The 23,218-nt window shown below is 62.2% G+C and carries 23 protein-coding genes; 4 read left to right on the forward strand and 19 right to left on the reverse strand.

Translation table 11 applies throughout. The features are described 5' to 3' along the window. The first annotated feature begins 30 nt into the window (after positions 1-30). Together mnmD and AB1495_RS07195 are read left to right on the forward strand one after the other, a co-directional pair. Positions 31-702, forward strand: a complete 672-nt coding sequence (mnmD, locus tag AB1495_RS07190; protein WP_074636128.1) for a tRNA (5-methylaminomethyl-2-thiouridine)(34)-methyltransferase MnmD — start codon at positions 31-33, stop codon at positions 700-702. Continuing rightward, the gene (locus tag AB1495_RS07195; RefSeq protein ID WP_074636127.1) at positions 699-1,607 is read left to right on the forward strand and encodes a DMT family transporter; all 909 of its coding nucleotides are present in this window, start codon (positions 699-701) and stop codon (positions 1,605-1,607) included. Before mnmD ends, AB1495_RS07195 begins: the two co-directional genes overlap by 4 nt. Here the strand turns inward: AB1495_RS07195 and AB1495_RS07200 are convergent. Further along, positions 1,563-3,536: a transglycosylase SLT domain-containing protein gene (locus tag AB1495_RS07200; protein WP_074636125.1), complete on the reverse strand. Its 1,974-nt coding sequence runs from the start codon at positions 3,534-3,536 to the stop codon at positions 1,563-1,565. The two genes, AB1495_RS07195 and AB1495_RS07200, sit on opposite strands and share 45 nt — an antisense overlap. Before the next feature lie 119 nt (positions 3,537-3,655). On the opposite strand from AB1495_RS07200, the gene dapA reads away from it, so the two are divergent. Further along, a complete protein-coding gene (gene dapA, locus AB1495_RS07205) occupies positions 3,656-4,531 on the forward strand; it encodes a 4-hydroxy-tetrahydrodipicolinate synthase (protein ID WP_005851145.1) in 876 nt (291 codons plus the stop codon). A gap of 147 nt (positions 4,532-4,678) precedes the next feature. On the opposite strand, the gene AB1495_RS07210 is transcribed toward dapA, so the two are convergent. From AB1495_RS07210 to AB1495_RS07290, 17 genes are all read right to left on the reverse strand, one after another. Beyond that, positions 4,679-4,936 (reverse strand): glycine zipper 2TM domain-containing protein, encoded by a 258-nt coding sequence (locus AB1495_RS07210; protein WP_037944890.1) that lies wholly within the window; start codon positions 4,934-4,936, stop codon positions 4,679-4,681. Between the two features lie 96 nt (positions 4,937-5,032). Beyond that, positions 5,033-6,430 (reverse strand): aspartate aminotransferase family protein, encoded by a 1,398-nt coding sequence (locus tag AB1495_RS07215; protein WP_009825899.1) that lies wholly within the window; start codon positions 6,428-6,430, stop codon positions 5,033-5,035. A gap of 272 nt (positions 6,431-6,702) precedes the next feature. Continuing rightward, positions 6,703-8,898, reverse strand: a complete 2,196-nt coding sequence (locus AB1495_RS07220) for a DEAD/DEAH box helicase (RefSeq protein ID WP_074636123.1) — start codon at positions 8,896-8,898, stop codon at positions 6,703-6,705. Between the two features lie 164 nt (positions 8,899-9,062). Further along, the gene (locus AB1495_RS07225) at positions 9,063-10,631 is read right to left on the reverse strand and encodes a gamma-glutamyltransferase (RefSeq protein WP_074636121.1); all 1,569 of its coding nucleotides are present in this window, start codon (positions 10,629-10,631) and stop codon (positions 9,063-9,065) included. An 85-nt stretch (positions 10,632-10,716) separates the two neighbouring features. After that, positions 10,717-11,274, reverse strand: a complete 558-nt coding sequence (locus AB1495_RS07230; RefSeq protein ID WP_235183743.1) for a CHAP domain-containing protein — start codon at positions 11,272-11,274, stop codon at positions 10,717-10,719. A 195-nt stretch (positions 11,275-11,469) separates the two neighbouring features. After that, a complete protein-coding gene (gene ureG / locus AB1495_RS07235; protein WP_005851157.1) occupies positions 11,470-12,099 on the reverse strand; it encodes an urease accessory protein UreG in 630 nt (209 codons plus the stop codon). Beyond that, a complete protein-coding gene (locus AB1495_RS07240; RefSeq protein WP_074636119.1) occupies positions 12,096-12,731 on the reverse strand; it encodes an urease accessory protein UreF in 636 nt (211 codons plus the stop codon). Before AB1495_RS07240 ends, ureG begins: the two co-directional genes overlap by 4 nt. A gap of 12 nt (positions 12,732-12,743) precedes the next feature. After that, positions 12,744-13,196: an urease accessory protein UreE gene (locus AB1495_RS07245; RefSeq protein WP_005851160.1), complete on the reverse strand. Its 453-nt coding sequence runs from the start codon at positions 13,194-13,196 to the stop codon at positions 12,744-12,746. A gap of 8 nt (positions 13,197-13,204) precedes the next feature. Beyond that, positions 13,205-14,914 (reverse strand): urease subunit alpha, encoded by a 1,710-nt coding sequence (ureC, locus tag AB1495_RS07250; protein ID WP_074636116.1) that lies wholly within the window; start codon positions 14,912-14,914, stop codon positions 13,205-13,207. 24 nt (positions 14,915-14,938) lie between these two features. Beyond that, positions 14,939-15,244 (reverse strand): urease subunit beta, encoded by a 306-nt coding sequence (locus AB1495_RS07255; RefSeq protein ID WP_009825907.1) that lies wholly within the window; start codon positions 15,242-15,244, stop codon positions 14,939-14,941. Further along, on the reverse strand, positions 15,241-15,426 hold the full coding sequence (locus AB1495_RS07260; RefSeq protein WP_005851166.1) for a hypothetical protein: 186 nt from the start codon (positions 15,424-15,426) through the stop codon (positions 15,241-15,243). The genes AB1495_RS07255 and AB1495_RS07260 overlap by 4 nt, the downstream gene beginning before the upstream one ends. 27 nt (positions 15,427-15,453) lie before the next feature. Then, on the reverse strand, positions 15,454-15,756 hold the full coding sequence (locus tag AB1495_RS07265; RefSeq protein ID WP_005851167.1) for an urease subunit gamma: 303 nt from the start codon (positions 15,754-15,756) through the stop codon (positions 15,454-15,456). Position 15,757: 1 nt separating this feature from the next. Then, entirely contained in the window at positions 15,758-16,630 is an 873-nt protein-coding gene (locus tag AB1495_RS07270) for an urease accessory protein UreD (protein ID WP_074636114.1), read from the reverse strand. Between the two features lie 153 nt (positions 16,631-16,783). Further along, a complete protein-coding gene (locus AB1495_RS07275; RefSeq protein ID WP_074636113.1) occupies positions 16,784-18,097 on the reverse strand; it encodes a TRAP transporter large permease subunit in 1,314 nt (437 codons plus the stop codon). Further along, the gene (locus AB1495_RS07280; protein ID WP_064216317.1) at positions 18,094-18,660 is read right to left on the reverse strand and encodes a TRAP transporter small permease subunit; all 567 of its coding nucleotides are present in this window, start codon (positions 18,658-18,660) and stop codon (positions 18,094-18,096) included. Before AB1495_RS07280 ends, AB1495_RS07275 begins: the two co-directional genes overlap by 4 nt. A gap of 112 nt (positions 18,661-18,772) precedes the next feature. Further along, positions 18,773-19,810, reverse strand: a complete 1,038-nt coding sequence (locus AB1495_RS07285; protein WP_005851174.1) for a TRAP transporter substrate-binding protein — start codon at positions 19,808-19,810, stop codon at positions 18,773-18,775. A 195-nt stretch (positions 19,811-20,005) separates the two neighbouring features. After that, positions 20,006-20,860, reverse strand: a complete 855-nt coding sequence (locus tag AB1495_RS07290; protein WP_074636112.1) for a helix-turn-helix domain-containing protein — start codon at positions 20,858-20,860, stop codon at positions 20,006-20,008. Positions 20,861-20,953: 93 nt separating this feature from the next. Here AB1495_RS07290 and pobA point away from each other — a divergent pair, with 93 nt between their 5' ends. Further along, positions 20,954-22,123, forward strand: coding sequence for a 4-hydroxybenzoate 3-monooxygenase (gene pobA / locus AB1495_RS07295; RefSeq protein WP_074636110.1), 1,170 nt, complete (start codon positions 20,954-20,956; stop codon positions 22,121-22,123). A gap of 101 nt (positions 22,124-22,224) precedes the next feature. Here pobA and AB1495_RS07300 read toward each other — a convergent pair whose 3' ends face one another. Then, complete coding sequence (locus tag AB1495_RS07300; protein WP_064216320.1) at positions 22,225-23,205, reverse strand: zinc-binding dehydrogenase; 981 nt, start codon at positions 23,203-23,205, stop codon at positions 22,225-22,227. Positions 23,206-23,218: the final 13 nt, after the last annotated feature.

Here is a 23,218-nt window from a genome sequence, read left to right on the forward strand (position 1 = left end):
TCGGCAACGCCCATAGCACAAGGCCATCCCATGGAGAACCAGACAGCTGATATCGAATGGAAAGACAGCGGTGTGCCTGTGTCCTCCAAGTTCGACGACCCGTACTTCAGCCTCGATAACGGGGTAGAGGAAACGCAGCATGTCTTTATTGACGGGAATGACCTGACCAACCGCTTCCGCGACGGGTTCCGCATCGGAGAGTTGGGGTTCGGCACGGGGCTGAATTTTCTCGTGGCCTGGGACGCGTGGGAGCGGCACGGCGCGAAAGGCACGCTGCATTTCACCTCGTTCGAAGCCTTCCCGATGTCGTCCGAGGATATGGCCCAAGCGCATCGGTCCTTTCCTGACTTCGATGGCAAGCGCGACGCGCTGCTGGACGCCTGGTCGCCAGAGGGTGGAGAGATGCGCTTTGGCGATGTGGTGCTGACCGTGGTGATCGGCGATGCGCGACGTGCGGTGCCCGCGTGGGACGGGCTGGCGGATGCGTGGTTTCTTGACGGGTTTTCCCCCGCCAAAAACCCAGAGCTGTGGGAGCCGGAGCTGCTGCACGATGTAGCACGGCACACGGCACCGTTTGGCACGGCCGCGACCTATACCGCCGCTGGCGCGGTCCGTCGCGCGCTGGAAAGCGCGGGCTTCGCGGTTGAGCGCACGACCGGTTATGGACGCAAGCGGCACATGACGCGGGCTGTGCGCGTATGAGCATGGCCACCAACCGCGCGGCGGCTGCGGCGCAGTCGAACAACATCCCGCTTGGCATCACCTTGATGGTGATCACGACTTTTGTGTTTGCGGTGCAGGATGGGCTGTCGCGGCATCTGGCCTCAGAATACAACGTGATGATGGTGGTGATGATCCGCTACTGGTTCTTTGCGGCCTTTGTGATCGCGCTGGCCAAGCGCCATGCGGGCGGGTTGCGGGCGGCGGCGCGGACGAGCCAGCCGGTGCTCCAGATGTTCCGCGGGCTGCTGCTGGCGGCCGAGATCTGCGTGATGATCGTCGCCTTTACGATCCTTGGCCTTGTGGAAAGCCACGCGGTCTTTACCTGTTATCCGCTGCTGGTTGCCGCCCTGTCCGGCCCCGTCCTGGGGGAAAGTGTCGGCTGGCGCAGATGGGCGGCGATCGGGGTCGGCTTTATCGGTGTGTTGATCATTCTGCAGCCGGGGATGAGCGTCTTTGACCCCGCCGCCGTGATCCCGCTGGTGGCGGCCGCGATGTTCGCGGTCTACGGGCTGCTGACCCGCTATGTCGGGCGCAAGGACAAGACCGCCACCAGCTTTTTCTGGACCGGCGTCACCGGGTCAGTGGCGATGACAGCCACGGGGCTGTGGTATTGGGAGCCGATGATCGCCAGCGACTGGCTGATCATGGGGTGCCTGTGCATCACCGGTGTCACGGGCCACTGGCTGTTGATCCGCTGCTACGAAGTGGCCGAGGCGAGCGCGGTGCAGCCCTTTGCCTATTTGCAACTGGTCTTTGCCGCGATCATCGGCATCAGCGCCTTTGGCGAAACCGTGCGCCCCAATGTCGCCATCGGGGCGGCGCTGATCGTCGCGGCGGGGCTATTCACCTTTTGGCGCGAACGGCAAAAGGGTCGTGCCCGTTAGTTCCTCTGTAAAGGGTTGGGGCAGGGGGTCTTTGCCCATGCGCGCGCGGTAAACGGGCAGGCTTTCGGTCACCCGCATCACATAGTTCTGCGTCTCGCGGAACGGGATCATCTCTATCCAGTCGACGATATCGATGTCGCCCTCGCGCGGGTCGCCGTAGGTGTCCATCCAGCGCGTCGGACGCGAGGGGCCCGCGTTATAGGCGGCCGAGACCATGACCACATTCCCGTTAAACCGGCCCGCCATCTGCGACAGGTATTCGGACCCCAGCAAAGCATTGTATTCGGGGTCGGCGGTCAGTCGGTCGGTGGTGTGCAGGGCGCTGATCTCCAGATCGCGCGCGACATCCTTGGCCGTGGCGGGCATCAGCTGCATCAGACCGCGTGCGCCCACATGGCTCTGGACCACGGGATCGAATTCGCTTTCGCGGCGGGCGATGGCCAAAACCATCTCGGGGGCCATGTTCAGGTCCAGCTTAATCGCATCATGCAGCGCGTAATAGGGGCCGGCGATGGTGATGCCCCGTTGTGCCACACGTTTGCCGATCATCACGGCCAGATGCGGCTGGCCCACATCAATCGCGGCCTGTCCAAGAAGGGCAGCGTCTTCGGTGATCAGCTGCTCTGCCAGATGGGTCCAGAACCGTTCGGCGGTCGACAGCTCGCCCGAGGCTTGCAGCAACAGCCCCGCCTGAAATAGCGGTGCCTGTGCCAGCGCCGATGTGCGCCAGTCCTGTTCAGGGGGCGCGCCTGCAAGGCTTGTATCGAACGGCAGATTGCCCCGCTCTGCCGCAAGCAGACCGTAGAAAGAGGATTGGAACTTCGCGCCTTGGGCATAGGCTTTGGCCGCGCCCTCGGCGTCGCCCATGGCCTGATACGCGCGGCCCTGCCAATAGCCCGCGCGCCCTTGGCTGATGGGGGATTCTACCGCGCCGTCATGGGCCTGAAAGTGACCAAGCGCCAGCTTGGGGTCTTTGAGGAACCGCAGGGCGATATAGCCCGACAGCCATTCAAGGTCCGCGAAATGTGACCCTTCGGACAGGAAGTGTTTCGACGCCATCTGATAGGCCCGCGCCGGATCGCCATTGCGCATTTCATCCCGCGCCAGCGCGCGGCGGCGGTTGGCCCATGCGGCGGGCTGACCAAGGGCCGCAGCGCTGACCGATTGCGACAGCATCAGATCCTTGGCGCTGTCGCCGTAGCCTTTGCGGATGCGCCATTCAAAGCGGTCAGCCTGTAGCCCCGGATCACCGGCCTTGCTGGCGGGCAGCGCGTCGATCAGGGCGTTTACGTCGCCGTCCAGATTTTGCAAGGCGATGCGGGTTTCGGCCAGCGCCTTGTCGGCATCACTGACCAGATCGAACATCTGGCGGGCTTCGGCGTGTTCCCGTTGCCATAGCATCTCGTCCAGACGGGCGGCGTGGTGCGGTTTCAGCAAGGGCCCATGCGCGTCAATGAACTTTGCCTGATCGTTTCCGCTCATAGGCAGGGTACGCCACGCCAGCACCAGCCGCGCCTGTGCCTCGCCCAGACGATCCGCACGCAGCAGCGCTGCGGCATGGGCCAGCACACCCTCGGGCGTCTGCGGGCCCTGACCGGTAAAGAAATCCAGTATCGCCTTGTCACCCTCGCGGATCACGGCCTCTTCGGACTGTCTGCGCAGATAGGCCTCGCCCGGCCAATCAGGGCGGCGGCGAAGGAAATCTGTCACCTCGGCATAGGTGCCCCATCCGGCGCGCAGGCGGTGCCATTCAATCACATCTACCGCAACGGCCCCGTCACGGCGCGCGATCAGGGCGGCATTATCCCAGCTGCCCGCGCGCATGGCGTCCATCGCCCATCCCAGCGGACGCGGCCTTTCGGCATGGGCCGGAAGGGCGAGGGCAAAAACCATCGTCAGCGTCGCCAAGGCGCGTCTCATCACTTGCATTTCCTACTGGTCAAAGGCTACAGCCTTGCAACATACGGCGCGGCGCGGGGGTTTCAACTCAACTTGCCGCTATCAGCAATTGGGCGCTTGCCCAGCAACGCAAGAATAGGAGCGTGCATATGCTACAAGGTTCACTACCTGCACTCGTCACGCCGTTCACGGACGGCGCGCTGGATTTGGCCACGCTCAAGAAGCTGGTGGAATGGCACATCGCGGAAGGATCGAACGGGCTGGTGCCCGTCGGGACCACCGGTGAATCGCCCACCCTGACCCATGCCGAGCATGAAACCGTTGTCGCCGAAGTCGTCAAAGCCGCCGCGGGTCGTATCCCCGTCGTTGCAGGTGCCGGTTCGAACAACACGACCGAAAGCATCCGTCTGGCCAAACACGCCGAAAGCGTCGGTGCCGATGCGGTTCTCGTGGTCACGCCCTATTACAACAAGCCGACCCAAGCCGGTCTGATCGCGCATTTCACCGCGATCCACGAGGCCTGCGGCCTGCCGATCATCATCTACAATATCCCCGGCCGTTCGGTCGTTGATATGCTGCCCGAAACCATGGCGGAGCTGGCCAAGCTGCCGCGCATCATCGGTGTCAAGGATGCCACCGGCGATCTGGCGCGGGTCTGTGACCAGCGGATGCTGTGCGGGCCGGATTTTGTCCAGCTCTCGGGCGAGGACGCCACAGCGCACGGGTTCAACGCCCAAGGCGGCGTGGGCTGTATCTCTGTCACCGCGAATGTCGCGCCCAAGCTGCTAAGCCAGATGCAGGCGTTCTGCCTTGCGGGGGACTATGCCGCGGCGCTGGAAATCCAGGACAAGCTGATGCCGCTGCACAACGCAATCTTCACCGAGCCGGGCCTGGTGGGTGTGAAATACGCGATGGCGCGTCTGGGGTTGTGTTCAGACGAGGTGCGCCTGCCGCTGGTGCCGCTGACCGATGCCACCAAAGCGCTGGTGGATCACGGATTGAAGCACGCGGGTTTGCTCGACTGATGTCGCGGTAAAATCACGGTTAAGACGGGGCGGCATCTAGCCGCCCTTTTTTATGGGCAGACCCAGCCAATCGGTCAGCGCATAAAAAAGGCCCCGGCGAAACGCCGAGGCCTAATGTGAATATCTGCCTTCGGGAGCAGAAAACGCTTATGGGCAAGCAGCCGTGTAACGCTGACCTGCGGAGTTCTGGTAGACGCACTGGCCGTTTTTGCCGCGGCCCAGGTATGCACCTGCAGCAGCGCCAGCCAAGCCACCCAGAACGGCGCCTTTGGTTTTGTCATCGTCGCCCGACACGACAGCACCCAGAGCCGCACCAGCAGCAGCGCCGGTTACAGAAGATTGAGTCTGCGTTTCGCAAGCGGCGAGTGCGCCAACCATAGGCAGGACCAAAAGTAGCTTTTTCATGATATACTCCATACTAGCTTCAGTACTTAACGCTATGTGACGGGTTTGGTTCCAGTAAGATTATTTTGATCGGCAACAAAGTGCCGGAGCGGCAGCCTATTTGCTGCCGAACACCCGACCCATTGCCCCATCCACAGCCGCGATGATCTGATCAATATCGTCCTTCTTCGCGATCAATGCAGGGCTGAAGCAGAGCGTGTTGTTCTTGCCCGGCACCGACCGGTTGGTCGCCCCGATGATCACCCCCTGTGCCATGCAGTCTGCGACGACCGCCTGAATCTGCGCTTCGACGACGGGAACGCGGGTGCTGCGGTCTTGGACCAGCTCTGCGCCAAGGAACAGACCCTTGCCGCGCACCTGACCGATCACGTCATATTTGTCCGACAGCTCTTCAAGCTCTTCGAGCATGTATTGCCCCATGTCGCGGGTGTTTTGCAGCAGGTTTTCGCGTTCGATAATCGCCATGTTTTCAATCGCGGCGGTGGGGCCCGCGGTGCAGCCCCCGAAGGTAGAGATATCGCGGAAGTAGTTCAGCGGGTCGCTGGCGTCGTCCTTGAACAGGTTAAAGACCTCTTCCGTCGTCACCAGACAGGCAATCGCCGCATAGCCCGAGGCCACACCCTTGGCCATCGTAACCATATCGGGCTGGACGCCGAAATGCTGGTAGCCGAACCATTCGCCGGTACGCCCGATGCCGCAGACGACTTCGTCAATGTGCAGCAGCACGTCATACTTGCGGCAAATCTCTTGCACCCGTTCCCAGTAGCCGTCCGGAGGCGTGATAACACCACCGCCGGCCGTGACGGGTTCAAGACACAGCCCGCCCACGGTGTCGGGCCCTTCGGCGAGGATGATCTTCTCGATCTGATCCGCGGCCCAAACGCCGTAGTTATCCTCCGGCGCGCCGTCTTGCTCGAACTTGCGATACTCCAGACAGTGGGGCACGCGGACGAACCCGTCGGTGAAGGGGCCGTATTGCGCATTGCGTTCTTCCTGACCGCCCGCAGACAGACAAGCGATGGTCGTGCCGTGGTAGTCGCGGTCGCGATACAGGATTTTGTGCTTCTTGCCGCCATAGCGTTTGTGGGCGATCTGGCGGATCATCTTGAAGGCTTTCTCGTTCGCCTCGGAGCCGGAGTTGCAATAGTATAGGCGGCTCATGCCCGGCATCTTGTCGATCAGCTTTTCCGCAAAATGCGACCCCGGAATAGACCCGGCAGACCCCGCAAAATAGTTCAGCTTGATCAGCTGGTCGCGCACGGCGTTGGCAATGCTTTCACGGCCATAGCCGACGTTGACGGTCCAGACACCACCGGACACCGCGTCCAGATGCTCTTTGCCCTTCTGGTCCCAGACACGCATGCCTTTGCCTTCGACAATGATCCGTGGGTCCGTGGTTTCATAGGCTTTGTGCTGGCTGAGGTGGTGCCAGATGTGCGCGCGATCTGCCTCGACCACACGGGAGATATCGTTTTCGCTAAATGTACCATCCATGTGCGTGACCTTTCCGAGGTTGGGATTGGGGGCGGGTGGCAAAGCACCCTGTTTTCAAGGCCCCATCGCAAACGCGCCACGCGTCTGTTTCGGCCCATGTGCAGTGATTGTTAGGAGCAACTTCCCCCTCTGAAAAGGAAAAACCTGCCACATAGGGGGGCGGGACGGGGAAGATAGACGCAAAAAGGGCCGGAATTGATTAAAATTCCGGCCCCTAAGCGATTGATTGATCTGTATTTCCCCGTTTTCAGACCGGGGGTAGGTCTTGCGGCTTATTTCGGGCGAAAGCTCGACTTGCCGCGTTTGGGGGCGGCATCGCCGCCACCGGCTTTGCCCGAGGGTTTGCCGCCCTTGGGTTTCGCGCCCAGTTTGCCCGGTGGGACAAAGCGTTTCGACGGGTCAGCGGCGCGGGCCTTGAACGGTTTATCCGCTGGTTTGCCGTCGCCACGGGGGCGGTCCGCCCCACGATCCGCTGGCTTTTCCTTTTTCCAGACGGCTTTGGCTTTGGGCTTGCCGCCGGGTTTGTCAAAGCTGTCGGGCTTGCCCGCAGATTTGGGTTTAGGCGTGGCACCGGGCTTCATCGGAGACCGTTCGGTCTTGTGCGACTTGGGCGGGCGTTCGCCTTTGGGGGCTTTGGGCTTGTCAAACTTCGGCTTGTCGCCGCGCGGTTTGTCGAACCCTTTGTCGGGGCGCGGGCCGCGTGGCTTGTCGTAGGAAACCGATGCTTCTTCGGTGCTGGCCGCACGTGGTTTGCGCGGTGCACGTGGTGCGTCGGGGTCATAGGGTGCGCGGTCGGGGCGTGGGCCACGATCGGGGCGCGGGCCGTTGTCAGAACGGGGGCCGCCACGGTTCGGTTTAGGGCCACGGCCGCCGGGCTTGGGCCCGCGCGACAGATCGGGGGCCTTGTCCAGCTTGGTCACAACCGCGCCGTCTTCGACCTTCATGTCGGGGCCAAGCGCGTTGGTGAACTTATCTGCCGAGGTCGCGAGAATCTCGACAAAGGTATGGCTGGGCTGCACGCGGATCGCGCCCACGTCATCCTTGGTCAGATCGCCCATGCGACAGATCATCGGCAGGATGGTGCGGGGTTCGGCGTCATCATTGCGCCCGATCGAGATCGAGAACCAGACCGACGGGCCAAAGTCGCCACGGGGGCGTTCGTCGGCAGGGGTGCCGGGCTCTGCCAGCTGCTCGGGCGCGGACTGGCGTGCACGGTACAGGTTCACAAAGGCCGTCGCCAGTTGCTCGGCGCTGAACTGTTCGACCAGATTGGCAACAAAGCCCGCTGCATCATCGGGGATCGGGTCAGACCATGCGGAATCGGCCAGCAAGCGCTTTTCGTCTTCGGCGTTCACTTCTTCAGCAGAGGGCGGGTTGGCCCATTCGACCTTCAGCTTGGCGCCGCCCAGCAGACGGTTTGCCTTGCTCCGCATCTTGGCGGGGACGATCAGCGCGGACACACCCTTGCGACCGGCACGACCGGTACGGCCCGAGCGGTGCAGCAATGTGTCAGAGTTCGACGGCAGATCGGCATGCACCACCAGTTCGAGGTTGGGCAGGTCGATCCCGCGTGCGGCAACATCTGTTGCGATACAGACGCGCGCGCGCCCGTCGCGCAGCGCTTGCAGCGCGTTGGTGCGTTCGGATTGCGTCAGCTCGCCCGACAGCGCCACGACCGAAAAGCCGCGGTTGGTAAAGCGGGTGGTCAGGCGTGCGACGGCGGCGCGGGTGTTGCAGAAGACGATGGCGTTTTTCGCCTCGTAAAAGCGCAGCACGTTGATGATCGCGTTTTCAGTGTCGCGCGGGTGCACGTTCAGCGCACGGTATTCGATGTCGGCGTGTTGTTTCTTTTCGCCCACGGTTTCGACGCGCTGCGCATCACGCTGGTAGGATTTGGCCAGCTTGGCGATCGCGGCAGGCACGGTGGCCGAGAACAACAGTGTGCGGCGCTCTTCCGGCGCTTCGGAGAGGATGAATTCCAGCTCTTCGCGGAAACCCAGATCAAGCATCTCGTCCGCTTCATCCAGCACCACGGCACGAATGTCGGACAGGTTGATGTTGTTGCGTTTGATGTGGTCGCACAGGCGGCCTGGTGTCGCGACGACGATATGCGCGCCACGGTCCAGCGCACGACGTTCGGTGCGTGTGTCCATGCCGCCAACGCAGGTGGTCACGACCGCACCGGCCTTGCCATAAAGCCACGTCAGCTCGCGGCTGACCTGCATGGCCAATTCGCGGGTCGGTGCGATGATCAGCGCCAGGGGCGCACCGGCGTGTCCGAATTTTTCATCATCGCCCAAAAGGGTCGGTGCGATGGCCAGACCAAAGGCCACTGTCTTGCCGGACCCCGTTTGGGCTGACACCAGAAGGTCGGCTTCGACCAGATCTGGGTTGGTAACCGCCTCTTGGACGGGGGTAAGCGAATCATAGCCTTGGGTGGCAAGCGCGTCTGCGATGGTTTGGATCAAGGGATTGTCCTGTCTGAGAAAATGTCGCGCTACAAATACGCGCGTCGCGGCAAAAGCGGATACGCCAGCCACGTGTTGCGCCCGTCCCTAGTCGGTTGTGACGCAAATGTACATCTCTTTGTCAGATGCGCAGGGCAAGGCAGCTATGCTTGCCCGTGGCTCTTTCAGGCGCTGACGGCATCCCCCCAAGCGGACATCACCTCTGTCACGCCGGTATTTTCGTCGCCTGCGCGCCCGACAGCAGAGGGGCAAGCGAAGTGATAGGGGAAGATCGTGCGCGGCGCGGTCACCACATTGTCCAGCGTGTCCTGCAGCGTCGCGATCACCTGCGGCGGCAGCGCCTGATCCACGATGGTCACATCGGCAAGGCTCATATCCGTGCGCGGCGCATGAAAGGCGGCTTCCAGATCCATTCCGTAGTCCAGCAGCAGTGAGGTCAGTTCGACCACAGCGGGCATGATCTTGCGCCCGCCAGACGCCCCAAGCGCGAATTGCGCTCCGTCGGCACGCTCCAGCAGCGTGGGGCACATATTCGCAAGGCAGCGTTTATCCGGCCCAAGCGAGTTCGGCTTGCCCTGTTCAGGGTCGAACCACATGATGCCATTGTTCATCAGGATGCCCGATTGCGGCAGCATCATCCGCGAACCAAAGATCGACAGCAGCGTTTGGGTGACGGCGACCATATTGCCCGCCGCGTCAACGACGCTGAAATGTGTGGTGCAGGACGGGTCGGGTTCATGTTCGATATCGCCCATCGTGTCATAGCGTTCCTGGTTGGCCTGCCGGATGGCACGGTCATAAGCGATGAACGCTTCGGCGTCGGGGGCGTCTGTGCCAGGCTGCCACGCGGTCATCAGATCAAGGGCGCGGCGCATGGTCGGGCCAGCGGTCAGGGTCGGTGTGGCGATGACCTCGTGCCCGCGGTAGGCATAGTGCATCGCGTCGACCAATGTCGCCTGATACTGGGCCAGATCCTCGGCCGTATGGTGCCCGCCCGCGGCTTGCAGATCGGCGACGATGGATTGCGCCAAAGGCCCCTCGTAAAACGCGCGCGGTCCGTCCTTGGCCACGGTGCGCAGCGACGCGGCAAGACGGCCAAGGTCGCATTTTGTCTCGCCCAAGGCGGTCCAGCCAGAGGATTTGGGAAAGCCGTCTGCGTCCAGAAACGTCTCGGCCGAGGCGGGGAAGGGGGCGAGGTCTTTGGCCGAACCACCAAGGATCAGCTGCGTGTACCAGTCCACAGGCAGACCATCATCGGCAAGCTTGATCGCAGGGGCCAGCAGATCGGCCCACGGTTTCGTGGCAAAGCTTTCATGCGCCAGACCCATGCCCGCGACCTGACCGGGAATGGCAATCGCCTTGGCCCCAAAGACATTGCGGTCTTCCAGCACCGAAGGCCAGGGGAACAGATCGCCCGCCTTGCCGCCCACGATGGGATAGTCCGCGATATCCAGCCCCTTGGGGGATTTCATCCCGAATTCGATGACCTTGGCCGTCTTTTCGCCCGCCATGCGCATGACCATAAAGCCGCCGCCGCCCATACCGCTCATCCAGGGTTCAGCCGCGCCAAGCGCAAAGGAGGTGGCAATCGCCGCATCCACCGCATTGCCGCCCTGCGCCATGACATCCGCCCCGACCTGCGCCGCGACACGGCTTTGCGAGGCGACGATCCCCTTGCGGCTGCGGGTCGCGGGTTTGGTGATTTGCCAAGAGGCATTCTGCTGCTGGGTCATTGGGGGCATCCTGATGTTTAGATGTGCCTACCCAACGCCAGTGTCAGCAGATTTGCAACCTTGAGGGGCACCGCGGCCCCATTGGTCAGTTGCTTTGTGTCGGTGCCGCTGAAAATGCGAACACGGGGGGCTGTGTCATCTCGTTCGACGGCGCGGATTTCGCATCGGGATAGATGAAGCCGTTGATCGGATAGACGCTGCCGTAAGACCCGGCCTGGCTTTCAAGGCGCACATCGGACCAGTCGTTCAGCGGAGATACGTCTTGCACGCTCATTCCAAGCGAGATCTTGTTGCGCTTCCAATTGGCGTGATCGACCTTGATCTCGCGCGGGGAAACGACTTCGGAGACGACGGCAACATGGCCCATAGGGTTCCGGCTGGTGCCTTTGAACGCCATGACCGACCCGACGACGGGTTCTTTGCCGCGCTCGTACAGGCCGTTGGCTTGCGCCCACCACGTATTGGCATTGCCGCGGATTTGAACGCCGCTGGCATTGCGTGCGAAGGGCACGCACCAGACGCGCTGACCTTTGGATTGCAAAACGCGCACCTCGCGGATTGCCATGGCGTGCAGGTCAGGGTTGATACCCGCCTGACCAATGGTCTGAATTTCAGACGGGCCGCGGGCGCAGGCTGCTGTCATCAGCAGGGCCACACACAAAAAAGGAATTCCGACTTTCGATGACCACTGGCGTTTCACGCTCATTTATCTGTCCTGCTGCCCGTTTCACTCACCTTACTGTCCCAGTAAAGTCCGGCAGACATTCCGCGATTCTCGGCCAAAAACAAAGCGTCAGGATTTTCGTGGGCAAAATTCCGCCGCTATTATTGCAAATTGTTAATTTTCGGGAACCGGGCGGAGGCCGCCGATTTTGACAATCAGGTCCAGCAGCTCTGCCACACCCTTATCGTGTTTCATCTCAGCAAAGAGATAGGGCAGATCGCCGCGCATCCGTTTGGCGTCACGGTCCATCACCTCTAGCGACGCACCCACATGCGGGGCGAGGTCGGTTTTGTTGATGATCAGGATATCCGACTTGGTGATCGCCGGCCCGCCCTTGCGCGGGATCTCTTCGCCCGCAGCCACGTCGATCACATAAAGCGTCACATCCGCCAGTTCGGGGCTGAAGGTCGCCGACAGGTTATCGCCACCGGATTCGATCAGCACGCAGTCCAGATCGGGGTGGCGGTCGCGCATCCGGGCGACGGCGGCAAGGTTGATCGAGGCATCCTCGCGGATGGCGGTATGGGGGCAGCCGCCGGTTTCGACCCCGATGATCCGGTCCTGCGGCAAGACCTGAAGCCGCATGAGCGCTTCGGCGTCCTCTTGGGTGTAGATATCATTGGTGATCACGCCGATCGACCAGCGGTCGCGCATGGCACGGCACAGGGCGGCGGTCGTTGTCGTCTTGCCCGCGCCAACGGGGCCACCAATGCCAATACGAAGCGGTCCATGGGGGGAGGTCATGTCTGGAACATCCTTGAGTAAAGCGTTTCATGTCGCATCGACGCGATATCGGCCAGAAAGCAGACGCTGCCGATGTCGTCGATGGTTTGGGTCAGGGCCAGCGTCACCGTGTCGTGGCACAGCGGGGCAAGGGCGGTGATCACCCGCTGCCCGTCCGTTTGCCCCAAGGGCACCGCGCGGATCGCGGCAGACACCAGTGCGCTGACGAAGGCGTGCAGGAACAGCTGCGCGCCTTGTTCCACGGGCAGCCCCTGCGCTGCGCAGGCCGCGCCAAAGGCGACGGGCAGCGTCAGGTCGGGGAGGTCATGCCCCCAGACGTCATTGACCACCCGCACAAAGGCCGCGCCCTGTTGGGTCATCTCGGTCAGCCGCTCTGACGAGGGGGCCAGCGCGCGCGCCAGCGCATCCACCGCGTCCATCCCCTTACCCGCAAAGCCAGCGTTCAGCAGGATCGCATCGGTCCGGCCTGCACCGTGGGTGATGATATCCGAAAGCCACGCCTGAAGGCTGGCCGCATCGTGAATGGTGCCGTCCTGCACGGCCATTTCCAGCCCGTGGCTATAGCTGAACGCGCCGATGGGAAAGCTGGGCGACAGCCATTGCGCGAGCGTGATCAGGGCTTGGGTTTGCATCGTCCGGCGGGCCTAATGTGCGTGGCTGTGGGTGCGCCCGTGGCCATAGGCACCGCCTTCGGGAATGAACGGTTCGGACACATCCCGCAACGTCGCGCCGAGCTTTGTGAGCATGTCGCGGATCACGTGGTCGTTCTGGATCAGCAGGCGGGCGGGTTCAAGCTGGCAGGGGCAGTGCCGGTTGCCGATATGCCATGCCAGCCGCACCAGATCGTCGCCGGTGATTTCCAGCAAGGCTTCCTTGGCTGCGATGACCTCGATGATCTGCCCGCCTTCAAGCTCGAACGCATCGCCGTGGTTCAGCGATTCCGTATGGGCGAGGTCCACGAGGAACCCGCGGTTATGGCTGGTCAGCAGGCGTTTGCGGCGCAGGAAGCGGTCGTCATAGGTCAGCACGCAGCTGTCGTCCGCATGGTCCCACTGGCCGTGGCGCTTGATCGTATGGGCGGGGGGAAGGTCGGTCATCTAGGGCCTCAGAACATGAAATAGCGTTGCGCCATGGGCACGGTTTCAGCGGGCGCGCAGGTCAGCAGCTCGCCGTCCGCGCGGACTTCGTAGGTTTCGGGGTTCACCTCTACCTTGGGGGTGGCCGCGTTGTGGATCAGATCGGATTTGCCGATATTGCGGGTGTTTTGCACGGCGATGGTCTGTTTGCGCAGGCCAAGGCTGTCGCGCAGCCCGCTCGACTGCGCGGCTTCCGAAATAAAGGTCACCGCGCAATGTTGAAGCGCGCTGCCATAGGCCCCGAACATCGGGCGGGTATAGACCGGCTGCGGCGTGGGGATCGACGCATTCGGATCGCCCATCTGCGCCACGACGATCATGCCGGACATCAATACCATTTCGGGCTTCACGCCAAAGAAGGCAGGGTTCCACAGCACCAGATCGGCTTTTTTGCCCACTTCGATCGACCCGACCTCGCGGCTGACGCCATGGGCGATGGCGGGGTTGATCGTGTATTTCGCGATATAGCGTTTGACGCGGAAGTTGTCGTTGTCGCCGGTTTCTTCCGGCAAACGCCCGCGCTGCTTGCGCATCTTGTCAGCGGTTTGCCATGTGCGGATCAGCACCTCGCCCACGCGCCCCATGGCCTGACTGTCAGAGGCGATGATAGAGAAAGCACCGATGTCATGCAGGATATCCTCGGCGGCAATCGTTTCGCGTCTGATCCGGCTTTCGGCAAAGGCAACGTCTTCGGGGATGGATTTATCAAGGTGGTGACAGACCATGAGCATGTCCAGATGCTCTTCGAGCGTGTTCACCGTGAAGGGGCGCGTCGGGTTGGTCGAGGACGGCAGCACGTGCTCCTCGCCGCAAATCTTGATGATGTCGGGGGCGTGGCCGCCGCCTGCGCCCTCGGTGTGGAAGGCGTGGATGGTCCGACCTTTCATTGCGCCAAGCGTATGTTCGACAAAGCCGGATTCGTTCAGCGTGTCGGTGTGGATCATCACCTGCACGTCCATGTCGTCGGCGACCGACAGGCAGCAGTCGATGGCGGCAGGGGTGGTGCCCCAATCCTCGTGCAGCTTCAGCGCACAGGCCCCGCCGTTTACCATTTCAACCAGCGCGCCGGGTTGGCTGGCGTTGCCCTTGCCCGAGAGACCGATGTTCATCACCACACCATCCATCGCCTGCAACATGCGCCCTATATGCCAAGGGCCGGGGGTGCAGGTGGTGGCAAGCGTGCCATGCGCAGGGCCGGTGCCGCCGCCAAAGCAGGTGGTCACGCCGGAATGCAGCGCGTCCTCCATCTGCTGGGGGGCGATAAAGTGGATGTGGCTGTCGAAACCGCCCGCGGTGAGGATGCGTCCCTCGCCTGCGATCACCTCTGTCCCCGGTCCGATGATGATATCGACATTGGGTTGGGTGTCGGGGTTGCCCGCCTTGCCAATCGCCGCGATGCGCCCGTCCTTCAGCGCGACATCCGCCTTGTAGATGCCCGAATGATCCACGATCAGCGCGTTGGTGATCACGGTATCCACCGCACCGTTTGCCCGCGTGACCTGCGACTGGCCCATCCCGTCGCGGATCACCTTACCGCCGCCGAACTTCACCTCTTCGCCATACGTGGTCAGATCGCGTTCCACCTCGATGATCAGATCGGTGTCAGCCAGTCGCAGCCGGTCACCCGTGGTGGGGCCATACATCGCTGCATATTCAGAGCGGGGGAGTGTGGTGGTCATAGGTCTCTCTTTCCTCGAAGCGCCTTAGAGCGCGCCCATCACTTCAGCGTTGAACCCGTACACCTTGCGGTCGCCTGCGAGCGGGATCAGTTGCACCTCGCGGCGTTGACCGGGTTCAAAGCGCACGGCGGTGCCGGCGGCGATGTCCAGCCGGTGACCACGCGCGGCGGCGCGGTCAAAGTCGAGCGCGGGGTTGGTTTCGGCAAAGTGGTAGTGGCTGCCGACCTGCACGGGCCGGTCACCGGTATTGGCAACCATCAGGGTGATGGCTGTGCGATCGGCGTTCAGGGTGATGTCCCCCGCGGCGCACAGCACCTCTCCGGGGATCATTTGCGCGCCTTGCGGGGGGCCTTGACCCGCCCGCGCAGGGCGATGGCCGCGGCGGTTGCGATGACGGCAAGCCCCATGAAGACAGGCATCCATTCGGCCCCGTGGGGGGCGATATGCACACCGGGGTGGGCAAGGGCAGGGCCAGCCATCAGGGCGGCGGGCAGGATCATCAGATGTTTCATAGCAGAGGCCTTTCTTGCGAATGGGGGCTAGCGGATAGGGTTGTGCACGGTGACCAGCTTGGTCCCGTCGGGGAAGGTGGCTTCGACCTGCACGTCGTGGATCATCTCGGCGATGCCCTCCATACAGTCGTCGCGGGTGATGACCTGGGCACCAGCCTGCATCATCTCGGCCACGCTGCGGCCATCGCGCGCGCCTTCGACGACGGTGTCGGTGATCAGGGCAATCGCCTCGGGGTGGTTCAGCTTGACGCCACGGGCCAGACGCTTGCGCGCGACTTCGGCCGCCATGGCGATCAGCAGTTTGTCTTTTTCACGGGGGGTCAGCTGCATGTCAAAGCATCCATGTTTTAGGAGGGGCCGCGCCGTGCAGGCGGGCGATGATCGGCACCAGAGACTGGCGCAGGATGTAACTGTCGGGCGCGAGCAGCCGCGCATAAAGCACGCCGTCGCGGATCAGGCTGGCACCGGCGCTGGCAGGCAGCAGCGCGCGCAGGGGGGCAAGCAGCGCTTCGGCATCGGGGGCGGCGTAGATCACGCTGGCCATGGCGCAGTTGCCGCGCGCCGTGGCGGTGCCTGCAAGCTGTGCGTGGATATCGCCGGACAGACGCACGGCATCGGCAAAGATAGGGTGCCCGTCGCGGCGGATCGTGATGTTATCGGCAAAGCGCGCGTCGCGCAGCGTTTCGCCCATGGAGACGCGGCCAAAGACCAGCGGCTCTACGCCGAAGAAACAGGCGTCGCCCGTCAGGTCCACCTCCAGCTTGCGGCGCAGGGCGGAGCCGTTGAACAGGATCGTTTCCTGCGGCAGCCAATCGACCCGTGCCCCCGCTTTTGCATCCAGCCGCGTGGTCATCTGCGCCATCGGGCCGGGTTGCGCCAGATAGACGCGCTCGGCCGCTTGACTGGTCAGGGTCAGCCGGCTGCCCGCACCCGCCGTGGCGGTGATCGACAGTTCATCGCCGCCCGTCATCCCGCCCGAGGTATTGAGGAAAACCCCCGTCAGCCCGCCCGCCGCCGCGCGCGGAAACAGCGCTTTGAAGCAGCCTTGCTGGTAGAGATCGCCAATCACCGACGCGCCGCCATAGGTCTTGCTACTGATGCGCAACGCCCCGCGGGCGCGGGGTTGCATCGGCACGGCAAGAGCCTGATCGGTATGGGCGGCGATGTTGATGGGGGGCCTCGTCCAGCTGAAAATAACTCCCATCTGGATAGCGTGATTCCCGTCGGGTGCGATCCGAAACGGGCATTTTTGGCGCAATTTCAGGCTGTATCTCGACGGCTGCCTAATATTTGAGCATATCCCGTCAGGGGCTTTGACCCGCAGCTGTGCCGCGGGTCAAGGCAGGTGTTTACAGGTCTACCCGTAGAAATACTTGGGCAGATAGGTCGCGATCTCGGGGATTAGAATGATCAGCAAGACCCCGATCAGCGTCACGATCACGTAAGGCGTCACAGAGGCATAGATATCGCCCATCGTGACGTCCGGCGGGGCCACCCCTTTGAGGTAAAAGAGGTTAAAGCCGAAGGGCGGGGTCATATACCCGACCTCCATCATGATGATGAAAAGGATGCCGAACCAGATCGGATCAAAGCCATAACTCTGCACAACGGGCAGGAATACAGGCAGGGTGATCAGCATGATCCCCACCGGATCCAGCACCATCCCAAGGATGAAGAGCACCGCCAGCATAAACACCAGCGACCCCCAACGCCCACCGGGCACAAGGTTCATCATGTCCTGGATCAGGCTTTGGGCCCCAAGCGCGGTATAGGCCGTGCTGAAGGCGTGGGCCGCGAAAAGGATCCACATGATCAGCGCGGTCAGTTTCAGCGTCGCGACAGAGGCTTCGCGGATCACGGCCCATGACAGCTGCCGGTTCACGCCCGTGGCGACCATTGCGCCAAAGACGCCGATGGCGGCGGCTTCGGTCGGCGTCGCGTAGCCGCCGAAGATGGCCCCCAGCACGATCACCACGATCAGGATCGGCAGGATCACCGCCTTGAGAGACCGCAGCTTCTGCCCCCAGTTCGCGCGTTCCTCTTTCGGGAGGGCGGGGCCCAGTTCCGGCTGCATCCAGCACCGCCCGCCGATATAGACGGAGACGAGGAAGAACAGCAGCAGCCCCGGTCCGATACCGGCCGCGAACAGACGCCCGACCGACACTTCGGTCAGCAGCGAATACAGCACCATCAGGATTGACGGCGGGATCAGGATGCCCCAGCCTCCGCCCGCGTTGATCGCCCCAAGCGCGAGCTTCTTGTCATAGCCGCGTTCCAGCATCTTGGGCAGCGCGATGGTCCCCATCGTAACAACCGCCGCACCCGAGATGCCCGACATGGCAGCAAAGATCACGCAGATCAGCACCGTGCCGATGGCCAGACCGCCGCGCAGCCCGCCCCACCATTCGTGCATCATATCGTAAAGGTCATTCGCGACCCCCGATTTTTCAAGCAGGATCGCCATGAAGACAAACAGCGGAATTGCCATCAGCGTGGGGGATTGCATCGTCTCCCACATTTTGGAGGCAAGCAGATAGAACCCCAGATCGCCCATTTCCGCATAGAGGAAGATCACCGATATCCCTCCAAGGGCAAAGGCCAGCGGGGTGCCGAGCATCACAAACAACAGCAGCGCGCCAAAGAAAAGCATGGTCAGGATTTCAACGCTCATGACTGGCCTCCTGCGGCTTGGGCGGCTTGGGTGTCGCCGGTGGCCGGTTGTCCAAAGATCGCGGGGTCATTGGGCAGCCCCATCAGGGTGCGCACATCGGCCCAAAGGCGTACGAAGCCCTGCAACAGCAGCAGCAAGGCGGCGACGGGGATCAGCGATTTTGTCGGCCACAGCGGGGCCTTCCAGACAGAGTTCGACCGCTCCATATCCGCGATGGCCTCGGACGCGATGTCGTAGCCTTGCCACAGCAGCACGCCGACAAAGATCAGGAACAGCGGCCATGTCACGATGTCCACCAAGGCTTTGCGTTTGGGGGAAAACTGGCCGTAGATGATATCGACGTTCACGTGACCGCGTTCGGTCAGCAGATAGCCGCCCCCGATGATCGCATAGACACCAAAGATCAGCGTCGCCAGCTCGGCAGTCCAGATCGCGGGCTGCCCGATCAGATAGCGCATGACCACATCGGCCAGCAGCAGGGCAAAGATGATCAGCACGCAAAAGCTGATCCAATAGCCGATAATGCGGTTCAATTGCGTGATGAAGCGCGCAAGCTTAAACAAAACGTTTCTCCCTCAAGACATAAAAGAAGCCGCCCGAAATGCAGGGACATGTCAGGCGGCTACATTGATTTTCACTGTGGCATCACCGGGGTCGAGCCCCCGGATCAGGCCCCTAGAGGTAGCCGAGGTCGGTCATCAAGGTTTTGTAGATATCCGCCGCCTTTGCCGCGCGTTCGCCTTTCTGCGCCTCTGTGTCGAGGATCTTGGCCGAGGCATCGGCAAGGATCGCCAGAACGTCGTCGGGCAGTTCGGACACCTCGATATCGTTCTCGGCGATGCCCGAAGAAATCGCGATGGCTTCGGCGTGCTGGTATTCGGCCGACCGCTGGAAGAAGCGCGTTTCCATCGTGTCGAGCAGGGCAGTGCGCAGATCGTCCTCCAGCCCGTCGACGGCCTCCATATTCAGGATAAAGGCGTCGGTGGTCTGACCAAGCGCGGGTTTGTAGTGGTATTTGCAGACCTCCCAGAGGGACATGGATTTCGCCCCCACGGCAGCGCCCCAATGCGCGCCATCCACAACGCCCGAGCTGAGCGATTGATAGAGTTCGGACCCGGGGATGTATTGCGGGGCGGCACCAGCGGATTGCAGGTAATCCAGCATCGTACCCGACGACCGCAGCTTGAGCCCTTTGAAGTCTTCGGCGGATTCGATCTTTTTCGACACGACGATTTCGACGGGCAAAACCTTTTCTGTCTTCATCATCACGCCATCGGCGTTCAGGTCTTCGTTCACCAGCGCCTCAAGGCCAAGGTTCTTGACGGCGTGTTCCATTTCCCAAGCCTGACGGAAGGTGCCGGGGATGCCGAACAGGAAGGACGCGGCCTGCGCCTGATCTTGCACATAGGACGGGCTGACCGTCCCCATGGGCACCACGCCCTTGCGCACGATATTGTAGATGTCGGGGCCTTTGGCGAACTCACCAGCACCCAGCAGATCCATTTTGAACGCGCCTTCGGTGCGCGTTTCTAGCACTTCGGCCAGTTTGCCAAGGCTGTCGGTGAAAGAGCTGGACGCTTTGGGCCAATGCGCTTGCACGCGCCAGTTGACCTTGCCCTGCGCGATCCCTTTGCCGACCAGCGCCGGTGTCGCCAGCGCGCCAAGAGCAGCGCCGCGCAGCATGGTGCGACGGTTCATATTGCCTTTTGTCATTCTATTTCCTCCCAGAAACTTCGGTTTCTCTTATCTGCGCGGCACGGGTTGCGCAGGCTCCCTAACGTCACCTTCACGTATCATTTGGGGCAGGTCAAACGGCTGTTAGCGATAACGGGTAATAATTCTGACATTTGTCAGTTTTGTGAGCACGGATTTGCCGAGACTTCAACCTGTGGTCCTTTGGCCTCGATCTCAGGTTACGAATTGCTGGCGGTATTGCGATGGGGTCACCCCCTGCACGGTGCGGAAACGGCGCGAGAAATAGGACGGATCGGCGAAGCCCAGACGGTAGCCAACCTCGGCCACCGACAGGCGGGTGAAGGCCAGCATGCGGCAGGCTTCCTCGACATGGCGGGCTTCGATGTAGGCGGTGGCGGACAGCCCCTTTGCCGCGCGACACAGGCGCGACAGATGTCCGGTGCTGATCCCGAGGGTGCTGGCAAAGTCCTTGGCCGTCCAGCCGGCGCTGTCCGGATCGGCGATAAGCTGGTCGAGCCGCGACAGGCGATCATCCCGCGGTGCGTCGTTGCTGCGGTTTCGCGTGGCCCCCCATGCCGCGATGCTGGCCAGAACCGCATGCCCCAGCCCCACGGCAATCTGCGCCCGAAACGGCGCCCCCGTCTGGGCCGCCACGGTTTCCAGCTGGGTCATCAGCGCGATCAGCGGGCCCGCGGCGCGACCAACCGTCGGCTTGGTCAGCGCCTGTGCGACCTCGGCATTGACGGGCCCGATGCTGTGCAGGATCGCAATGGGAAAGGATTGCACCATGCCTTGGGTATTCGGGGCAAAGTCGAAACTATGCACCATGCGGGGCGGGATAAAGACGACCGATCCCTGCGTTAGGGCAAATCGGTCGCCATCTATATTCGCCGTGCCGCCCCCCGAAAGGATGTAAAGCACCTGCGCCAGCTGCGCGTGCCGATGTGGCGCGATGTGCCACGCGTGATCCGGTGCGCGGTCCTTGATCCGTTCGCAATGGAGGACATCGGGAAAGCCTGTGGTTTCGCCAAAAAGCGCATAGCTGGGGATGGGGGAAAGCTCTGTCATGCACGGATTGTACCAGCAATTGCGCTAACGATCCATTCATCATGCACGTTCCGTACAATAGGTTAACCCGAAAATCGGGCAGGGAGCAGCTCTATGAAAACGGAAGTCGTCATTATTGGCGGCGGGCCATCGGGCTTGCTGCTGTCGCAATTGCTGAACGACGCAGGCGTCAGCACTGTCGTGCTTGAAAGGACCACCCGTGAACACGTGCTGTCCCGCATCCGCGCGGGCGTGCTTGAGGACGGCACAATGAACCTGCTGCGTCACGCCGGTGTCGGTGCACGGATGGACCAGCAGGGCTTGCCGCACAAAGGCTGCTACCTGACCGACAACGATCTGATGGTGCATATCGATTTCCACAAGCTGATCGGCAAGAAGGTCATGGTCTATGGCCAGACAGAGGTCACCCGCGATCTGTACGATGCACAGGACCAGATGGGCACCACAATCATTCACGAGGTCGAGGATGTGGTGATCGACGGTGCGGACAGCAATGCGCCCACGGTATCCTTCACCAAAGACGGCCAGCGGCAAGAGATCAGCTGCACTTACGTCGCGGGCTGTGATGGGTTCCATGGCGTCAGCCGCGCGACGATCCCCGCCGCCAAACGTCGGGAGTTTGAACGGGTCTACCCTTTTGGCTGGCTGGGGATTCTGTCGCGCACGAAACCGGTGAACGATGAATTGATCTATGCCAGTTCGGCGCAGGGCTTCGCTCTGGCCTCCATGCGTAGCGCAAGCCTGAGCCGCTATTACATTCAGGTGTCGTCGACCGAAAAGGTCGAGGATTGGAGCGATGACCGCTTCTGGGAGGCGCTGAAGCAACGTTTGCCGCGACCTGTGTCAGAGGCGCTCGTGACCGGCCCGTCGATCGAGAAATCCATCGCGCCGCTGCGCTCCTTCGTGAGCGAGCCTTTGCGGTGGGGAAACCTGTTTCTGGTGGGGGATGCCGCGCATATCGTACCGCCCACCGGTGCCAAGGGGCTGAACCTCGCGGTGTCCGATGTCTTCTATCTGCATGACGCGCTGATTGCCGCGCTGAAGCGAGGGGATCACAGCGGGGTTGACGGTTATTCCGCCCATGCGCTGTCGCGGATCTGGAAGGCGATGCGGTTCAGCTGGCAGATGACAACAATGCTGCATCAGTTCGAGGGCGAGGACAGTTTCGCCCCGCAGATGCGGCGGGCGTCGCTGGCGCATCTGGCGCAAAGCGAAACAGCGCGGCGCGATCTGGCAGAGAATTATACGGGGCTGCCGTTCTAAAGGCCGCGGCCGCCCAAACTAGGGTGCCGAAATGAAAGCAGGGCGGCCCTTGATCCCGGATCAAGGGCCGCCCTGTTTGGTGCTGTGGTATTCGGCTGCGTTTAGCCGCGGATCATCACCTTGCCGGGGCGGCCCGGTGTCAGCGAGGCTTTGAGCGCACCGGAGAGATCATCCAGCCCGAACTGCCCACCGTCTTCCAACACCAATTCGCCTTTGGCGACCAGCGTGACCAGTTCAGTGATCAGGCGCTTGCGCTCTTCGGGGTCCATGTCGCCGCTCACGCGGGAGCCCCAGAAGCCTTTGACGGTGATGTGCTTCATGATCAGCGCGCCAGAGTTCAGCGGCATCGGCGCACCGGTCGCGGTCCCGAACACGACAAGCTCTCCGTCCAGTCCCAGCAGATCGACCAGATCAGCCGAGATATCGCCCCCCACGGAATCGATCGCGGATGCGGCCCCTTTTTCGCCAATGATTTCGCGCGCTTTATCCTGCCAGCCCGCTTCCGAGGTCGATAGCACGTTGTCGATGCCCAGATCCGTCAGCTCTTTCACAGCATCTTCGCGCCGCACGAGGTTCAGCAGGTTGATGCCACGGCTTTTGGCGAGCGTGGTCATGATCTTGCCGACGGCCCCGTTTGCAGCGGTCTGGACGATCCAGTCGCCTTTCTGCGCCTTGAGCGTTTCCAGCAGAGAGATGGCGCTGAAGGGCATCGCGATCAACTGTGCGCCAGCAACATCCGAGATCACGTCGGGCAGGGGCAGAACACCAGTGGCGGGGGCGACGAAGTATTCGGCCCATGTGCCATGCACGCCCGCAATCGACACACGCTGGCCGATCATCGCTTCGTCCACGCCTTCACCGACAGCCTCGACGGTGCCAAGCGCTTCGCTGCCGGCAATCGCGCCGGGAAGCTCGGGCTTGTAGCCGTAGTTCCCGCGGATGGTCCAAAGGTCGTGGTTGTGGATTGGCGACAGGGTCATCTTGACCAGAACCTCGCCCGCCCCTGCGGTGGGGGTGTCGACATCGGTCGCTTCGATGACGTCGATCGGTTCGCCAAAGCTGTTGTGCACTGCTGCTTTCATGGGGGTCTCGCTT

The sequence above is a fragment of the Sulfitobacter pontiacus genome, assembly GCF_040790665.1.
GTDB classification, from domain to species: Bacteria; Pseudomonadota; Alphaproteobacteria; order Rhodobacterales; family Rhodobacteraceae; genus Sulfitobacter; species Sulfitobacter pontiacus.

Coding starts and splice junctions, on each gene's coding strand:
- dapA (WP_005851145.1), top strand. CDS start 3,656: ATGCTACAAGGTTCACTACCTGCACTCGTCACGCCGTTCACGGACGGC.
- pobA (WP_074636110.1), top strand. CDS start 20,954: ATGAAAACGGAAGTCGTCATTATTGGCGGCGGGCCATCGGGCTTGCTG.
- AB1495_RS07300 (WP_064216320.1), bottom strand. CDS start 23,205: ATGAAAGCAGCAGTGCACAACAGCTTTGGCGAACCGATCGACGTCATC.
- AB1495_RS07245 (WP_005851160.1), bottom strand. CDS start 13,196: ATGACCGACCTTCCCCCCGCCCATACGATCAAGCGCCACGGCCAGTGG.
- AB1495_RS07195 (WP_074636127.1), top strand. CDS start 699: ATGAGCATGGCCACCAACCGCGCGGCGGCTGCGGCGCAGTCGAACAAC.
- ureG (WP_005851157.1), bottom strand. CDS start 12,099: ATGACCTCCCCCCATGGACCGCTTCGTATTGGCATTGGTGGCCCCGTT.
- AB1495_RS07265 (WP_005851167.1), bottom strand. CDS start 15,756: ATGCAGCTGACCCCCCGTGAAAAAGACAAACTGCTGATCGCCATGGCG.
- AB1495_RS07275 (WP_074636113.1), bottom strand. CDS start 18,097: ATGAGCGTTGAAATCCTGACCATGCTTTTCTTTGGCGCGCTGCTGTTG.
- AB1495_RS07225 (WP_074636121.1), bottom strand. CDS start 10,631: ATGACCCAGCAGCAGAATGCCTCTTGGCAAATCACCAAACCCGCGACC.
- AB1495_RS07260 (WP_005851166.1), bottom strand. CDS start 15,426: ATGAAACATCTGATGATCCTGCCCGCCGCCCTGATGGCTGGCCCTGCC.
- mnmD (WP_074636128.1), top strand. CDS start 31: ATGGAGAACCAGACAGCTGATATCGAATGGAAAGACAGCGGTGTGCCT.
- AB1495_RS07210 (WP_037944890.1), bottom strand. CDS start 4,936: ATGAAAAAGCTACTTTTGGTCCTGCCTATGGTTGGCGCACTCGCCGCT.
- AB1495_RS07230 (WP_235183743.1), bottom strand. CDS start 11,274: ATGACAGCAGCCTGCGCCCGCGGCCCGTCTGAAATTCAGACCATTGGT.
- AB1495_RS07255 (WP_009825907.1), bottom strand. CDS start 15,244: ATGATCCCCGGAGAGGTGCTGTGCGCCGCGGGGGACATCACCCTGAAC.
- ureC (WP_074636116.1), bottom strand. CDS start 14,914: ATGACCACCACACTCCCCCGCTCTGAATATGCAGCGATGTATGGCCCC.
- AB1495_RS07215 (WP_009825899.1), bottom strand. CDS start 6,430: ATGGATGGTACATTTAGCGAAAACGATATCTCCCGTGTGGTCGAGGCA.
- AB1495_RS07270 (WP_074636114.1), bottom strand. CDS start 16,630: ATGGGAGTTATTTTCAGCTGGACGAGGCCCCCCATCAACATCGCCGCC.
- AB1495_RS07290 (WP_074636112.1), bottom strand. CDS start 20,860: ATGACAGAGCTTTCCCCCATCCCCAGCTATGCGCTTTTTGGCGAAACC.
- AB1495_RS07200 (WP_074636125.1), bottom strand. CDS start 3,536: ATGCAAGTGATGAGACGCGCCTTGGCGACGCTGACGATGGTTTTTGCC.
- AB1495_RS07240 (WP_074636119.1), bottom strand. CDS start 12,731: ATGCAAACCCAAGCCCTGATCACGCTCGCGCAATGGCTGTCGCCCAGC.
- AB1495_RS07285 (WP_005851174.1), bottom strand. CDS start 19,810: ATGACAAAAGGCAATATGAACCGTCGCACCATGCTGCGCGGCGCTGCT.